The following is a 13,988-nucleotide window of genomic DNA, read 5'->3' on the forward strand; positions in this document are numbered from 1 at the left end:
CAACCTCAACAGCGAACGATCGGAGTCAGTGATCATGAAGCCCGAAATTACTCTCTACACGACCAGCTGGTGTCCTTTTTGCCGCCGCGCGAGGGCGCTGCTCACGCAGAAGGGCGTGCAATGGACTGAACACGACATCGAGGAAGATCCTGCTCAGCGGCAGGCTATGGTCGAAGCGTCGGGACGGGCCACGGTTCCACAGATTTTCATCAATGGCACACACATCGGAGGGTCTGACGACCTCCTGGAGCTCGATGCCAAAGGCGGCCTCGACAAGCTTCTCGCGGGTGAGGCGTCCGCCACCTGATCAGCCTGTTGAAGGCGCGCCCAGCCAGCGATGGAACGAGGGAATGGACAATGATTTCGGCAGTTTGGAACGGCGCCACTATCGCCGCGAGCGAAAAGACCGTGATTGTCGACGGCAATCACTATTTTCCGCCGGAGGCGGTCGATCGTAGCCGACTTGAGGCGAGCGATCATTCGTCCGTCTGCCCGATCAAGGGCTCGGCGCGCTACTTCCATGTTCGGGTAGGCGGCGAGCGAAATCCGAATGCGGCCTGGACCTACCCCGACCCGACCGCGGATGCCGAAGCGATCAGGGATCATTTCGCATTCTGGAAAGGGGTGGAGGTTGCGTAGCAAGCTCCTCGCCGGCCGCGGCCGCTGATGCCGGCAGCGCTTCATGCTCGCGTCGCCGCACACCTCGAGCGGGCGCTCGATGCGCTGGAGGCGTCTGGCGACCTGCCGGTCGGTCTCGCACGGAGCGGCGTGACCGTGGAGACGCCAAATGACGCTGCGCACGGCGACCTGTCGACCAACGCTGCGATGGTGATGGGGAGACTTGCCGGCGCCCCGCCGCGGCAGCTCGCCGAGGCACTCGCCCACCAGTTGGCGGCGCTCGACGAAGTGACAAGTGTCGACGTCGCCGGGCCTGGCTTCATCAATCTGCGCCTGTCCGACGACGCGTGGCGGGACGAGCTGGCGGCGATCGCACATGCGGGCGAGCGATATGGCAAATCGGACTCTGGTGCCGGCAAGACGGTGAACGTCGAATATGTCTCGGCCAATCCGACCGGCCCTATGCACATGGGGCATTGCCGCGGAGCGGTCGTGGGAGACGCGCTGGCGAACCTGCTGGCGTTCACCGGGCACCGCGTGATCCGCGAATACTACGTCAACGACGCCGGGGGACAGGTGGACGTCCTCGCCAGATCCGTCCACCTCCGCTACCTAGAGGCGCTGGGCGACAGCGTCGGCGATATTCCGGAAGGCCTCTATCCGGGCGACTATCTCGAGCCCGTCGGCCACGCCTTGGCGGCGGACTTCGGCGACCGCTACCGACATGCCCCGCAAGCCGCGTGGCTTCCGATCTTCCGCTCGCGCGCCGTCGCAGCGATGATGGAAACGATCCGCGCGGACCTCGCGCTGCTGGGCGTTCGTCATGACCGCTTCGCATCGGAAGCCGAACTTCTCGAAGCGGGCAGGCCCGCCGCCGCCGAGGCGTGGCTGCGCGAGCGCGATCTCATCTATGATGGTGTGCTTGACCGTCCGAGGGGATCGGAACCGGAGGACTGGCAACCGATCGAGTTGCCGCTGTTCCGCTCAACCCTCTTTGGCGATGATCAGGACCGGCCGATCCGCAAGGCAGATGGAAGCTGGACCTATTTCGGCGTCGACCTGGCCTACCATTTCGAGAAGGCACGCGACGCCGATCAGATGATCGACGTCTGGGGCGCGGATCACGCCGGCACGGTGAGGCGCATCGTCGCGGCTACCGATGCCCTCACCGAAGGGCGCAAGCGTTTCGACGTCAAGCTGGTGCAGATCGTTCGCCTGCTTCGCGCGGGCGAGCCGGTGAAGATGTCGAAGCGCGCCGGCAACTTCGTGACGCTCTCCGATGTGGTTCGGGAAGTCGGCAAGGATGTCGTCCGCTTCACCATGCTGACCCGCAAAGCCGAAGCACCGATGGACTTCGACTTCGCGAAGGTTGTCGAGGCGTCCAGGGACAACCCGGTCTTCTACGTGCACTATGCCCATGCGCGTATCCACTCGCTGTCGAATCGCGCGGCCGAAGCCGGCATCGAGCAGGGGGGCACACCCGACCTGACCCGACTGGACGACCGCGACCTCGCTCTCGTGAAACATGCGGCACAATTTCCGCGCATAGTGGAGGCGTCTGCAGCGGCGCGCGAACCGCATCGGATCGCCTTCTTCCTTTTTGAACTTGCCGGCGCATTCCACGCCATGTGGAACGCCGGCATCGATGATCCGCAGCGCCGCTTCATCCTGGAAGACGACGCCCCGCTCAGTCACGCCCGGCTCTCGCTGGCGAACGCCATTGGACAGGTCATCCGCAACGGCATGGCGCTGATGGGTGTCGAACCGATGCAGCAGATGCCTCGAGCACCGTGAGCCCTCGAGCCGCGCCCATACTACCCACCTGTCGGCGCCCCTACTTTCGATCGGCGCGCGGACATCCAAGCCTCAACAGGAGAAGCTCAAATGTCGAATGTTCTAAAAGGCAAGGTCGCGCTGATCACCGGCGGCTCTCGGGGTCTCGGGGCCGTGCTGGCCGAAACGCTCGCCGAACAGGGCGCTGATATCGCGATCACCTATGCCGCCTCGGCCGCTAAGGCGGAAGCCGTGGTCGAGAAGGTGAGGGCCAAAGGGGTGCGCGCGATTGCCATCCAGTGCGATCAGGCAGATAGCTCCGCTGCGCAGCCGATGGTTGAGCAGGTGATCTCGGAGCTCGGCAAGCTCGACATCCTAATCAATAACGCAGCGATCGCGGTTCAGGGCAAGCTGGTCGACGATCCCACGCTTGATGGGCCGGCCTTCGACAAGCAATGGATCGTCAACGTTCTCGGGACCGTGGCGGTAACCCGGGCGGCGGCGCAGAAAATTTCGGACGGCGGCCGGATCGTTTTCATCGGATCCGGACTAGGCACGCGCGCGATCGTGCCGGGGGTTGCCGATTACGCAGGCACGAAGGCGGCGATCGCCGGGTATGCCCGCGGCGTGCAGCGCGATCTGGGGCCGCGCAATATCACCGTGAACGTGGTGCAGCCGGGCATCATGCCAACCGACATGGCGGCAGGAGCTGCGGAAAATTTCCCTGAAGCCGTCCTGGACCTGCATCCGATACGTCGCATCGCTACCATCGAGGAAGTCGCGTCAGCGGTGAGCTATCTCGTTGGTCCGACGGCGAGCTATACAGCCGGGGCCGTGATCGACGTTTCGGGCGGTGTCCTGGTCTAAAGGCGCTCGTGATTGTAGTCGCATCCTCGCCGGGTCGCCGCATCGCGGCGCCCCGGACATCAGGCAGGCGGGTCGGCTGGCGCGCCGCGCAAAGGTGCCTGCCGACCTCGTCCCGTCCCGATAGCGCACCAGCTGCCTGAATGGAGAACGCCGACTTCGAAGCAGCGCTCGAAGGTCTGCCGCGCGGCTACAGTGAAGGGACTTTCGACGGCCGCCGCTACGGCGTGACGGTGCAGCGGTCTGACGATGGCCGGCGAAACAGCCTGTTTGCGAGAGATCTCGCCGGCACCGATATCGTAAGTTTCAATTTGTACCGAGTGGCGAACGGCAAGACGTTGCTCAGGCCTTGCGAGATGTCCTCGGAGAAAGTGGTGAGCTTTGTGCTTGGGTTCACGCCCGAGAGATAAACTCCATCTCGCGCGCGGTGTAAGACTTGCGACTTAAGTGCAGCTCGCGCCTTCGTCGCCGCAGGCTATCGAAACTATAGCCGCTGGTTATTGGACATCGATCCGAGGCAAACTCATTCTGTCGGCCTCAGCGGCCGAAGGGGAATCGATGCCGGCTCCTGTGAAAGCCACCATTCAGGGAGCTTCTCGATGACCAACGCCAGTCCTGCGCCAGTTGCAACTCCCACTGACCTCGACGAGTCCGCGACGATGACCGTGGCCGATGCGCTCAAGATCATTCTCGCGAACAGCTACGCTGTCTATCTGAAGACCAAGAATTTTCACTGGCATGTCTCTGGTCCCTATTTCAGGGACTATCATCTTCTGCTCGACGAACAGGCGGCCGAGATCCTCGCCGTCACTGATGCGATCGCCGAGCGTGCCAGGAAGACGGGCAATCGTACGCTCACATCGATCGGCGACATCGCACGCCACCAGACCATCAAGGACAACGATGCCGAATTCGTGACGCCGCAGGACATGCTGGCCGAGCTGAGGGCCGATAATCTGCACATGGTGGAGGCGTTCCGGCGCGCGAAGGAGGTCGCGGACGACGCGAAGGATAACGCCACCTCTGGCCTCATCGACACATGGACCGATGAAGCGGAACGGCGCGCATGGTTCCTCTTCGAAGCCAGCCGGCCCAGCTGACCACCGCAGTCTAGGCATCGCTGCTCGGGCAAACCGATCGCGCCTTCCAGACAATAGCAAGCCGCCGGGGCGCCGATCGCCATGAAGCTAGCCGAAGGCCGATCCGCGCGGCTTGTCGGTCTGATATTGTGAGGGATCAGTATGAACTCTGGCCACTTGCGCACGCAATTCGTGCAACATGAAGGCGGTGCCGTGGCGTTCGACGACACGGGAGGCGCAGGTCCGATCGTTCTCGGCATTCCCGGGATGGGCGATCTGCGATCGGAGTATCGGCACCTGAAGCCGATCCTGCAGCAGGCGGGGATGCGGGTCGTTACGATGGACGTCCGCGGCTTTGGCGAAACGTCGTCTCAATGGGATGACTATTCAGCCCGCGCCGTCGGCCGTGACGCGGTGGCCATCATCCGACACCTAGATGCTGGGCCGGCATTCATCTTGGGCAACTCTTTTGCCGCAGGGGCCGCGCTATGGGCGGCGAAGGAAGCGCCAAACCTGGTCAACGGAGTCGTCTTGCTGGGGCCGATCGTACGCGATCTTCCACTCTCCACGGTACAGAAGCTCGCTCTTACGATCGGCTTCGCCGGACCATGGCGCATATGGTTCTGGACGACTTACTGGGCTAGCCTTTTTACGAAGTTACGAGCGCCCGACCATACCGAGGTCAAGCGGGCAATCGCCCGCAACCTGAAAGAGCCGGGTCGAATGGACGCGCTCCTCAAGATGCTCTCGCTTTCAAAAGCGGACACCGCAGCCATCTTGGACGACAGTGCCGTTCCGGCGCTTGTGGTGATGGGCACCAACGACCCGGATTTTTCCGATCCCGGCGCCGAAGCTGAAATGCTCGCTGCACAGCTCAATGCAGAAACGATGATGGTAGAGGGCGCCGGCCACTATCCCCACGTCGAGATGGCCGACGCAGTCGGGCGTCGTATCGTGGCGTTCATCGGCGCCGGTCGCTCCCGCCATCCAACGAGCGGCGCTGCGCCCGCTTACCCAAGGTAGAAAACGATGAAGATTGGCTTCGGGGGCGGCTGCCATTGGTGCACCGAAGGCGTCTTTCAGGCGCTCAGAGGGGTCACCCAAGTGGACCAGGGCTTCCTGCAGTCCGAACCTCCCGCGGACACCTGGGCCGAAGGCGTCATCGTAACGTTTGACCCGTCCGTTATCAGCCTAGAGACGCTGGCCGAAGTGCATCTTAGAACACACTCTTCAGGCAGAGCACGTTCACCTCGCGGGAAGTACCGCAGCGCGGTCTACACCTTCGAACCTAACCAAATTGCGGACGCTGAGCGGGCAGTGCGCCGGTTCGCGGAAGAAGCTGCGAAGGAAATTTACACGCAGGTAATTCCCTTCATCGGCTTCTTACCGTCGGACGAGCGCTACCAGAACTACTATCGCACCGACCCTAGCCGGCCGTTCTGCCGTCGGTACATCGATCCGAAGCTCGATTTCATCCGCCGAGAGTACGCAGATATCGCGCTGCCCTCGAAATGAGCAGTCCCATGACGCATCAGCCTTCGCATATCGGTCCGTTCAACGACGCTTTCGAACGCTGCCCGCTCATAGCGATCCTGCGCGGCGTCCGTCCTGGGGAAGTAGAGGCGATCGGCGAAGCGCTCGTAGAAGTGGGCATCGGCCTAATCGAGATACCGCTGAACTCGCCGGAGCCGCTGCTCAGTATCGAGCTTCTGGCAAAGCACCTTGCGGGACGCGCGATCGTGGGGGCAGGGACCGTTGTTCACGTCGAGGATGTCCCAAGGGTCGAGGATGCCGGCGGTACGCTGGTCATCGCGCCAAATACGGATGTTCGCATCGTCGCCGCCGCGTCCGAGCGAGGCATGGCGGCGCTGCCGGGCTTCGCGACACCCACAGAAGCATTCGCGGCGATAGCGGCAGGTGCGGCGGCACTTAAGCTCTTTCCGGCCGAGGGTTTCACCCCGGCGTTCGTAAAGGCGTCGCTGGCGGTCCTGCCGCAACGAACTCGCATACTCCCGACCGGCGGTATCCTTCCAGAAACGATGGGGCGCTGGCGATCGGCTGGCGCTGCCGGCTTTGGGTTAGGATCAGCGCTCTACTCGGCTGGCATGACGCACGTAGAAGTCCGCGCGCGAGGCGAGGCCTTCGTCACTGCTCATCATGCGCTTTCGTCAGAAGCGAGCAGCGAGAGGGCGCTAGCATAATAAGGGAGGTACAGACGAGCGGTGCGGCTTCAGGCCACCGCGCCACAGCCGAACTGCCGCTTCCTATGGGAGCGCAGTATCGCCCAGATGGATCGGCCGCGCTGGTCGATCACGTTCCGCAGCCCCTCGGAGCTGTGGATCGCCAGATGGGCACGGCCTAGTCTGCGCGCCATTTCTCCAGCGCAGCGGCATGCCGTGCGCGCGCCTTAGTGACGGCCGCCTCCATTTTCGCCATCGCCTCGTCATGCCGCGCCTCGAGCGACCGCCTTTCATGGCGCAGCGCCTCTTCGCGCTGTCTGAGGTCCGCGACCGCCGCGCGATGATCGGCTTCGGCGCGCGTTACTGCCTCTTCGGCCGCATCAAGCGCCACGCGCGACGGCCGTGGCTTCATCCGCGCCGGCTTGGGCGGTGGCGCCGGGGCCTCCGCGGGCTTGGCGTCCGCACGGCTTTTGCGCGGTGGCTTGGCCGGCGCCGATCGCGGTTTGCGCGGCGGGGCCTCGGCCTCCGGCTTTGGCACGGCACGGCGTTTCGGTCTTGGTGCGGGCTTCGCGGCTTCGGCGAGCTGCTCCTCTGTTGTGCCCCGAAGCCGTCGCACCACCGTCCCCGGCTTGGCCAGCGGTTCAGCCGCCAGCGCGTCGTCCGTCACCAGCACGGCGACGCCGCGCGCGAATAGGTCAGCGTCGCTCCCCCACGCCTCCAACGCGGCCTTTTGACTCGGCGCCGCGACATAGGCATCGTGAAAGCCGATCGGGGTTCGGAAGACCTTGAGTTTACGCGCCACCGACGATCTCCTGTGCGCGGACGGCGGCAACGAAGTCGGGAACGTCGCGCTCCAGCCAGTCTAGCAGTTCGGCACGCCCGGCTGGGGGATTACGATACCCCGCGGCCTGCCGGCCGAGTGCGCCCAGCACGGCCTCGGGCATGGCCAGGAACCGCTCATACAGAAACGCGTCCGGTCCGATGGCGCGCAGACCGTCAGGCAGCGGGACGAAATCCTTGAGATTCGCGGTGACGATTAGGTCCGCGCCGATCGCGACCGCCGCCGCCGCGACATGCCGATCCTTCGGATCGTTCGGCATCGCACGCTCGTGCGGTGCCCAGTCCTCGACCGCCGCGTCCGGGAACGCGATCGCCATCTGACGCTGCAAGCGCTCGGCGCTCTCCAGCGTGACGCGGTGATCCTCGATCAGGTTCCGCGACATCTCGTCTAGGATCCGTTCGGACCAATGCGCGCGGAAACACCCCGCCGCTGCCACGCGCAGCAACGTGTCCCGCAGGATCATGGGGAAAAGCACATTGGCGTCGAGAACCGCTGCCGGAAGCATGACTGACTATTCCTTCGCGGCCTTCGCGGCCCGGACCCGCTTCGCCGGTTTTGCCGGTGTGGCTTCGTCCTCGGACGCGCTGCGCTTCGCCGCATTGATTTTGGCGTGCTTGCGCGTGACGTCGTTCGCTCCCACGTCGATCGCCCGCTCGAGGAAAGCGCTCATGGTCGCGTCCTGCAGCCCGCCGAGACCGGGTGGATCATAAGGTCCGTTTCGCTGCGCCTGCTTCTTCTCCCACAGATCGAGCAGCACGATGTTGGGATTGGGCAGGAAGGCCAGGCCGAACTTCTGTCCGCCGCTCGGGCGGATCTCCACGAACCCGAAGCTCTCCAGTAGCTTCATACGCTCCTGCCAGCCGCGCACGCCGCGCGGGCCGGTAAAGCCCGAGGCATAAGGTAGGTCAGTCGATCGGCCGAGCCGGACCAGGCCATTGTCCCAGGTCGCGCAGAACAGCGCAAAATAGGTGTACCCCAGCGGCTTCCCCTTGGAGAGCTCGTCGAGCGCCCGCATGAGGAGCGGCATAGTCTTGGGCACGGTCGCGAACCCATGATGCTTGCCGCGATCCCATAGCCGTTCGGCTGCATCCTCGAAATAGGTGTCGCGCAGCTCGATATCCTTGGAGCGAACTGCTTTCCCCTTCAATGTGGCCATCGCTTCAATCCTCACCTGATTTCGTGGCTGGATTATCTCATTGATTTACCAGCAAAAATAGAGACATACGCAAGGCATCTCGCCGGCTGGACGACATCGAACCAGCGTTTCAACCTTAGTAAGCTGACTCATATGAGTCACGAAGCTTCCAGGATGTGCGCCATATGCGGCAACATGGGTCCGATTTTCCAAGGCTTCTCCGTGGCTTAGGCGAGGCCGCTATGTGCTCCGAGATGCTACGGTGCTAACCTGTGCTGACATGTGCTCCGATGTGCTCCAGTCGTCGACCTGCTCCTCACCTCCTGTTGGTTGCGTTTGGGTCGTTTGCTCGCCATATTGACCTCTATGGCAGATGTTCGAACCTCCGAGTCTCGCAAGGGGCGCAAGTCGGTTGCCCATGGCGAACGGACAGCGGTGACGCATCTGGCCGGCATGTTCGCCACCGTGAGCAAGGGCAAGGCACGCACCGCCGTGCATGTCGTCGATGCAACCGGGCGTCAGCTCGAACTGCCGGCGCCGCTCGCGGACGTCATGGCGCGCGCCGCTAAGCTCATGGCGGAAGGCCGACAGGTGTCGGTGGTCGCCGACGACGAGATGCTGACGACGCAGGCAGCGGCCGAGCGACTGAACGTCTCCCGACAATATGTCGTGCGCCTGGTCGATCGCGGCACCTTGCCCGCGGTCAAGGTGGGCAGCCATCGCCGGCTTCGCGCGGCCGATATCGAGGCCTATCGGGTCCAGCGTGATGCGACCCGCAATGAGGCGCTCGATCAGCTCGCGGCGCTGAGTGAGGACATGGACGGCTACCGCCTTCGCTGACCGCCCACGTCCCCACGCTCGACCGATCGTCATGAATGGGCGCGCCTGTCCTGTGCGTCGTCCGGTGAAAGAGGGGTTCAAGGCATGGGGGCTGATCCGTCCCTGATCAAAGCGATCCGAACACGCGCGGCCGAGATCATCGCCGGTGCCAAGGCCTATGACGTGCCAGCTCTATGCGAACGGCTCGGCCTTGAGGCCGGGACGGAAGACGAGGCGATGCGCAGCAAGTTCAAATATGCGCATTCCCGGCTGATGGAGGTGCCGGCACCCAAGCTGCTGCCGATGATCCACGCGCTTCTGGCCGAAGAGGTGGATTTCGCGTTGTCGGAATTGCTCGCCAAGGCCGGGGAAGCTGACGGGCCTAGGGTCTCTGCGCTGACGCGCCGTCGGATCATCAGCCTCTTCGACGGCCAGTACCTCTGCAGCGAATATGACGAGCTAACCTTTCTGGAGACGATCTGGCCGCTCGGCGCGATGCCATCCGTCTTTCAAAATGATTGGGGCGAGCGCGGCAGTCTGCGCGAGGATGTCCTCCAGCACACGGTACGCAACGACGACTGGAGCAATCGCGAGCTGCTCGAGCATCTCGGCCTGATCGACTGCTCAAAGGCGCTGTTCTTTCGAGTTCTCGAAGCCCTGGTCCATCCGACCGCTGTGCCAGATACGGTCCAGCAGGCGCGGGTCGAAGGCATTAACGAGCATCTGCGCCATGACGGCTATCGCCTGCAGAGAGCGGGCCGATTGTCGGGAAGCGTGATCTACAAGGTCGAAGCGGCTGCGATCAGTTCGCCGGCCGAGGCCACCATCTCCGGGACGCTCGCGCGGTTCGAGCCCGAGCAGGTCCATGCGCGGTGGGAGGCGGCACTCGATCGTCGCGCGACCGATCCGGCAGGCGCCATCACGCTGGCGCGCACGTTGCTCGAAGACGTCTTCCGCTGGCTGCTGGACGATCTCGCGCCGACGCTCGAGGCGCCGGCGACGGACCAGGACGATCTGCCGCAGCTCTACCGCAAATTGTCGAAGGCGCTGAACCTGGCGCCCGATGGTCATAGCGAGCCGGTCTTCAAGCAAATCCTCGGCAATTGCCAGTCGATCGTCGAATCGCTCGGTGCCCTGCGCAACAGGCTCGGCGACGCGCACAGCAGCGGTCCGCGCAAGGCGAAGCCCGCGCCGCGCCACGCCGAACTGGCGGTCAATCTTGCAGGATCGATGGCGACCTTTCTTGTGGCGACCTGGGAAGCCCGCAAGGATGCGGTCCCTGCGAACGAAGCGGCGGCCGATCGTGCAGCCTGAGCCTGGCCAGAAAGGGGAGCTGAGATGCTAATGGGCCAGCTCGACATCGCGCCGCCAATCATGGCGGGCTTCAAGCTACACACCGAAAGCCTGCGGCTTGGCGCCGCCACCGATTTTGGCGCGCAAGGCTTCACCCATGACGAAACCGGCATGGTTCTCAGCCTATGCAGTATGATCGAGGGTTCGGTTCAGGCCCTCGGCACCGCGTTTTTGGTGTTACCCGGTCTCGCCATGTCGGCGGCCCATGTCGTCGCGGACTATCAGGAGGCCGGCCGGCTCGAGGCCGGGCCGCTCCTCCTTATCGGCGCGTTCGGGGAGGACCTGCGCGCCTGGGCAGTCGATCGGATCCGCATGCCCAAGGAGGGCGACGTCGCGCTGCTCGAAATCGTCCCCAGGTTCGATCAGGGCGAGGGGGTCCATATCAACCATGTGCACCTCAGCGCGCGGCTGCCGAAGGTCGGCGAGCCCGTGCTCGCGCTCGGTCTGATCGCCAGCGCGCCGGACTTTCCCTTCGACCCCGCCGCCGACGACGCGCTGATCGCGGTCACCGGCGTGGCGGCGACAGGGACGGTTCTCGAATTCTATCCGCGCCGCGATCGCAATCTGCCGGGTCCGACTCTGCGGTGCAATTTCATGGCGCCCGGGGGAATGAGCGGTGGTCCAGTCTTCGACAAGGATGGCTATGTCTGCGGGATCGTGAGCGCCTCGATGGAAATCGATGGGGCATGGGAGAGCTATGTCAGCCTTCACTGGCCCGCGATCATGTTCGAAACCCATCCGTCCTGGCCGGAGAAGCTGTATCAGGCGGCAACGCTGTGGCCCGGCCATGTCCATGAAAACTGGCATCTGGGAATAAACGTGGACGAGATCGCTTATTTCGAAGACTAATCCGCAAGTTCCGCCGTTCCAAGACGCAGATCGCGCTCGTCAGTCATCTGCGGCCTCTACACGCCGTTCGGTAATCAGCTCGTCCGACACATACCCGTCGACCGGAGCAAAAAGCCGCAGCATAGCCTGAATAGTTTTTAGCCCGTTACGTTGGGGGCGCACATGAACTGCGCCGTTGACGACCTGTAGGTTTTCCTGAAACGGTGGACGGAACTGCCTGTGCATGGCGCGCCCTAAAGCAGTAGACGTTTGCCTGAAACAGTGGACGATCAGCTTCCCGGTTAGGCCGATCCTAGTTTCCCCCCGCGTTGAGAAACATCGGAAAGAAGCTTTTCTGGCGTTTGAGCTTCAGCACGTCTCCGACACCGATAGCGTTCGCGCTGCGGCGCTCGCCGCCCCCAGGCGTAATGACCTGGACATCAGGGTTCTCGATTATCGCCTGATGCACATCATCGGTGTGGGCTGGCGTCGCGTTGTATATGCCCTCGTAGAAATCCCCCACTTCGATGACATCGCCGGCCTCTGAGATCAGGCGCGGAATATCGACGAGCAGCTGGTTGCGGGCCTCTTCGCGACCGGAGAGATCGAAGAGGTACAGCGCGCCACCATCGTGGCTCGGATCGTAGGACAGCATGTTGAGCCCAGACCGACCGAAGTGCGCTTGGGTGGTGCTGTTCTGATGGAGCACATTGTTATATACTTTTCGGGCGCGGTAGATGTTCGCGAAGTGGATCAGCCAATAGCGCCATCCACCCGGATTATTGATGGAGAATGGACTTACGAACGGCGCGCAGGTCCGGAACGTCTCAAACACAAGCCGCTCCGCGGCGCCAAGCCACAGGTTCTTGCTCATCGCCCCTTCGAGCTGCTCGAGATCGGTAGCTTCGATCCCGAACGGACGAAGTTGGGCGGCAAGCTGCACCGGGTCCGATTTCTGCAGGAAGGAGAGCAGCGCTTCGATAGCGAACGTGTAGAAGATCTCGACAGAAGGATTCGACCGCATGATGTCGAGAAGGGTGGTACGCTCGACGTGGCTATGGCCGCATTGGTCGAGGTTGAAGATAAGGTTGCGATAGCGTCCCTGTGCGAGCAGCTTCTTGATCGTGGGGTATGCCGTCTCGAAGCTCTCGGTCAGATATTCGACGCGGAGATGAAGCCGGGGCACGTTGTCTGCGATCTCGGCCTGAAGCGGCGCAACGTTGGCGCGCAGGCTGTCGATCGCTGCCGGGCTCTGGTCGTTGAGCACGAGCAAGCACTCCATTGACACAAGGCCGAAGCCCTGTGCCGCGCGCATCGTGTTGATGGTGTCGATTGCACGCTGCGACTCCTCAATGAAGATGAGCGGCGAACCTGGCGTGCCGCAGGTGTACCGGCCACCGCCCGCGAAACCATCGACGATCGCCAGCCGGAATTGGGTCTGCTGAGGGAGCTGACAGCGAACGCCAAGATACTGCGCGAAATACTCGCGGAGGATCTTATGCTTGCGTCGGGAGTGTTCCTCGAGCGCTGCCCCGCTCGCCCAACTATAGGTTTCTCGGCCATGCAATCCTGTCGCTTTCGGGCTGATCATAAAGCGGTTATGAAACCGCTGGGCATTTCATCCCAAGTCTGACCACGGTACTCGCGCCCGTTCGCCTTCTTTGACCGCTTCTTGTTGTCCTTGCCCCAAGTACCCCATTGTTTGAAGAAGAAGGCTGTCTCGTAGGCGATGCACTGATCATGGATCTCATCCACCCAAGCCTCGCGGATCGGTCGCGCTGAACGGCCACTTTCACCGCCCACGATCGCCCAATCGATCCCTGTCAGATCGATCGCGCCGACCGGCCCGATCAGCGGCTCGAACGAGATGAAGCGGATGGCTGCCGGCACCGCGCGAAGGTGGTCGACGCGCTCCACAACCTCGGCATCCTCGATACTGGTGCCCAGCCAGACATTGGGCAGCACCTCACCGATCAGTCGGCTGACCACCGCTGCCATGCGCTCAGGGCGCTTGGTGAGAATCTGATAGTGATGGCGGGGCGTCTCGCGCATGACGTGCCATACCGCCTGGATAAAGGCGTCGCTGACCTCTTCATGGAACAGGTCGCTCATTGAATTGACGAAGATCTTACGCGGTTTTCTCCAACGGTATGGGATCGCCAGGGCGGCCTGATCTTCGCGCACGACACCCTGCCATATAGTTCGCCGGCCGCTGCGCCGTGTGAGTCCGGCGTATTTACCGACGCCCATCGCTTCAAGACGCCGTGCCATGTCCATCGCATAGCAATGACTGCAGCCGGCGCTCACGATCGAGCAGCCGGCGACCGGGTTCCAAGTCGCGTCAGTCCATTCAATCTCGGTTTCAGCCATGCTCCACCGGTCCTACGCGCGTCGCAGCTGGTGTACTATATCGAGAACGGACAGAGAACAGGAAGGATGGGCGGAGCCGATGCAGCCTTGGCAACCGTGCTATCTCATCTGAATCGTGAACCACACCA

Annotated in this window: 18 protein-coding genes; 12 read left to right on the forward strand and 6 right to left on the reverse strand. The window is 63.0% G+C overall.

Features of this window, described 5'->3' with window-relative positions:
* Positions 1-34 precede the first annotated feature (34 nt).
* From grxC to J2Y58_RS17010, 9 genes are all read left to right on the forward strand, one after another.
* Positions 35-307 (forward strand): glutaredoxin 3, encoded by a 273-nt coding sequence (gene grxC, locus J2Y58_RS16970; protein ID WP_310105798.1) that lies wholly within the window; start codon positions 35-37, stop codon positions 305-307.
* A 50-nt stretch (positions 308-357) separates the two neighbouring features.
* Complete coding sequence (locus J2Y58_RS16975; protein WP_310105685.1) at positions 358-639, forward strand: DUF427 domain-containing protein; 282 nt, start codon at positions 358-360, stop codon at positions 637-639.
* Positions 640-666: 27 nt separating this feature from the next.
* Positions 667-2,412, forward strand: coding sequence for an arginine--tRNA ligase (gene argS, locus J2Y58_RS16980; RefSeq protein WP_310105688.1), 1,746 nt, complete (start codon positions 667-669; stop codon positions 2,410-2,412).
* A 90-nt stretch (positions 2,413-2,502) separates the two neighbouring features.
* Entirely contained in the window at positions 2,503-3,258 is a 756-nt protein-coding gene (locus J2Y58_RS16985; RefSeq protein WP_310105697.1) for an SDR family oxidoreductase, read from the forward strand.
* Between the two features lie 140 nt (positions 3,259-3,398).
* On the forward strand, positions 3,399-3,665 hold the full coding sequence (locus tag J2Y58_RS16990; RefSeq protein WP_310105699.1) for a hypothetical protein: 267 nt from the start codon (positions 3,399-3,401) through the stop codon (positions 3,663-3,665).
* Positions 3,666-3,854: 189 nt separating this feature from the next.
* Positions 3,855-4,355: a DNA starvation/stationary phase protection protein gene (locus J2Y58_RS16995; protein ID WP_310105701.1), complete on the forward strand. Its 501-nt coding sequence runs from the start codon at positions 3,855-3,857 to the stop codon at positions 4,353-4,355.
* 192 nt (positions 4,356-4,547) lie between these two features.
* Positions 4,548-5,357, forward strand: coding sequence for an alpha/beta fold hydrolase (locus J2Y58_RS17000; RefSeq protein WP_310105703.1), 810 nt, complete (start codon positions 4,548-4,550; stop codon positions 5,355-5,357).
* Positions 5,358-5,363: 6 nt separating this feature from the next.
* The gene (locus J2Y58_RS17005) at positions 5,364-5,849 is read left to right on the forward strand and encodes a peptide-methionine (S)-S-oxide reductase (RefSeq protein ID WP_310105707.1); all 486 of its coding nucleotides are present in this window, start codon (positions 5,364-5,366) and stop codon (positions 5,847-5,849) included.
* An 8-nt stretch (positions 5,850-5,857) separates the two neighbouring features.
* Positions 5,858-6,535 carry a 2-dehydro-3-deoxy-6-phosphogalactonate aldolase gene (locus tag J2Y58_RS17010; protein ID WP_310105710.1) on the forward strand — a complete coding sequence of 226 codons (678 nt, stop codon included), beginning with the start codon at positions 5,858-5,860 and terminating at the stop codon, positions 6,533-6,535.
* Positions 6,536-6,692: 157 nt separating this feature from the next.
* Here J2Y58_RS17010 and J2Y58_RS17015 read toward each other — a convergent pair whose 3' ends face one another.
* From J2Y58_RS17015 to J2Y58_RS17025, 3 genes are all read right to left on the reverse strand, one after another.
* Positions 6,693-7,187 (reverse strand): hypothetical protein, encoded by a 495-nt coding sequence (locus J2Y58_RS17015; protein ID WP_310105715.1) that lies wholly within the window; start codon positions 7,185-7,187, stop codon positions 6,693-6,695.
* A gap of 118 nt (positions 7,188-7,305) precedes the next feature.
* Positions 7,306-7,860 (reverse strand): PIN domain-containing protein, encoded by a 555-nt coding sequence (locus J2Y58_RS17020; protein WP_310105718.1) that lies wholly within the window; start codon positions 7,858-7,860, stop codon positions 7,306-7,308.
* Between the two features lie 6 nt (positions 7,861-7,866).
* A complete protein-coding gene (locus J2Y58_RS17025) occupies positions 7,867-8,511 on the reverse strand; it encodes a hypothetical protein (RefSeq protein WP_310105720.1) in 645 nt (214 codons plus the stop codon).
* A gap of 315 nt (positions 8,512-8,826) precedes the next feature.
* Between J2Y58_RS17025 and J2Y58_RS17030 the strand changes: the two genes are divergently transcribed.
* The 3 genes from J2Y58_RS17030 (at position 8,827) to J2Y58_RS17040 (ending at position 11,511) form a co-directional block, all read left to right on the forward strand.
* Positions 8,827-9,330 carry a helix-turn-helix domain-containing protein gene (locus J2Y58_RS17030; protein WP_310105722.1) on the forward strand — a complete coding sequence of 168 codons (504 nt, stop codon included), beginning with the start codon at positions 8,827-8,829 and terminating at the stop codon, positions 9,328-9,330.
* A gap of 84 nt (positions 9,331-9,414) precedes the next feature.
* Positions 9,415-10,623 (forward strand): abortive infection family protein, encoded by a 1,209-nt coding sequence (locus J2Y58_RS17035; protein ID WP_310105724.1) that lies wholly within the window; start codon positions 9,415-9,417, stop codon positions 10,621-10,623.
* A gap of 30 nt (positions 10,624-10,653) precedes the next feature.
* The gene (locus J2Y58_RS17040) at positions 10,654-11,511 is read left to right on the forward strand and encodes a serine protease (RefSeq protein WP_310105727.1); all 858 of its coding nucleotides are present in this window, start codon (positions 10,654-10,656) and stop codon (positions 11,509-11,511) included.
* A 39-nt stretch (positions 11,512-11,550) separates the two neighbouring features.
* Here the strand turns inward: J2Y58_RS17040 and J2Y58_RS17045 are convergent, their stop codons facing one another.
* From J2Y58_RS17045 to J2Y58_RS17055, 3 genes are all read right to left on the reverse strand, one after another.
* Positions 11,551-11,736 (reverse strand): hypothetical protein, encoded by a 186-nt coding sequence (locus J2Y58_RS17045; protein WP_310105730.1) that lies wholly within the window; start codon positions 11,734-11,736, stop codon positions 11,551-11,553.
* A 67-nt stretch (positions 11,737-11,803) separates the two neighbouring features.
* Positions 11,804-13,081, reverse strand: a complete 1,278-nt coding sequence (locus tag J2Y58_RS17050; RefSeq protein ID WP_310105735.1) for a three-Cys-motif partner protein TcmP — start codon at positions 13,079-13,081, stop codon at positions 11,804-11,806.
* On the reverse strand, positions 13,078-13,860 hold the full coding sequence (locus J2Y58_RS17055) for a DUF5131 family protein (RefSeq protein WP_085811331.1): 783 nt from the start codon (positions 13,858-13,860) through the stop codon (positions 13,078-13,080). The genes J2Y58_RS17050 and J2Y58_RS17055 overlap by 4 nt, the downstream gene beginning before the upstream one ends.
* Positions 13,861-13,988 lie beyond the last annotated feature (128 nt).

The sequence above is a fragment of the Sphingomonas sp. BE138 genome (assembly GCF_031456125.1).
Classification (GTDB): domain Bacteria; phylum Pseudomonadota; class Alphaproteobacteria; order Sphingomonadales; family Sphingomonadaceae; genus Sphingomonas.

Bases quoted from the DNA above. Each gene is read 5' to 3' on its own strand.
- grxC (WP_310105798.1), top strand. From the start codon at position 35: ATGAAGCCCGAAATTACTCTCTACACGACCAGCTGGTGTCCTTTTTGC.
- J2Y58_RS16975 (WP_310105685.1), top strand. From the start codon at position 358: ATGATTTCGGCAGTTTGGAACGGCGCCACTATCGCCGCGAGCGAAAAG.
- argS (WP_310105688.1), top strand. From the start codon at position 667: ATGCCGGCAGCGCTTCATGCTCGCGTCGCCGCACACCTCGAGCGGGCG.
- J2Y58_RS16985 (WP_310105697.1), top strand. From the start codon at position 2,503: ATGTCGAATGTTCTAAAAGGCAAGGTCGCGCTGATCACCGGCGGCTCT.
- J2Y58_RS16990 (WP_310105699.1), top strand. From the start codon at position 3,399: ATGGAGAACGCCGACTTCGAAGCAGCGCTCGAAGGTCTGCCGCGCGGC.
- J2Y58_RS16995 (WP_310105701.1), top strand. From the start codon at position 3,855: ATGACCAACGCCAGTCCTGCGCCAGTTGCAACTCCCACTGACCTCGAC.
- J2Y58_RS17005 (WP_310105707.1), top strand. From the start codon at position 5,364: ATGAAGATTGGCTTCGGGGGCGGCTGCCATTGGTGCACCGAAGGCGTC.
- J2Y58_RS17010 (WP_310105710.1), top strand. From the start codon at position 5,858: ATGACGCATCAGCCTTCGCATATCGGTCCGTTCAACGACGCTTTCGAA.
- J2Y58_RS17020 (WP_310105718.1), bottom strand. From the start codon at position 7,860: ATGCTTCCGGCAGCGGTTCTCGACGCCAATGTGCTTTTCCCCATGATC.
- J2Y58_RS17025 (WP_310105720.1), bottom strand. From the start codon at position 8,511: ATGGCCACATTGAAGGGGAAAGCAGTTCGCTCCAAGGATATCGAGCTG.
- J2Y58_RS17035 (WP_310105724.1), top strand. From the start codon at position 9,415: ATGGGGGCTGATCCGTCCCTGATCAAAGCGATCCGAACACGCGCGGCC.
- J2Y58_RS17040 (WP_310105727.1), top strand. From the start codon at position 10,654: ATGGGCCAGCTCGACATCGCGCCGCCAATCATGGCGGGCTTCAAGCTA.
- J2Y58_RS17045 (WP_310105730.1), bottom strand. From the start codon at position 11,736: ATGCACAGGCAGTTCCGTCCACCGTTTCAGGAAAACCTACAGGTCGTC.
- J2Y58_RS17050 (WP_310105735.1), bottom strand. From the start codon at position 13,081: ATGATCAGCCCGAAAGCGACAGGATTGCATGGCCGAGAAACCTATAGT.
- J2Y58_RS17055 (WP_085811331.1), bottom strand. From the start codon at position 13,860: ATGGCTGAAACCGAGATTGAATGGACTGACGCGACTTGGAACCCGGTC.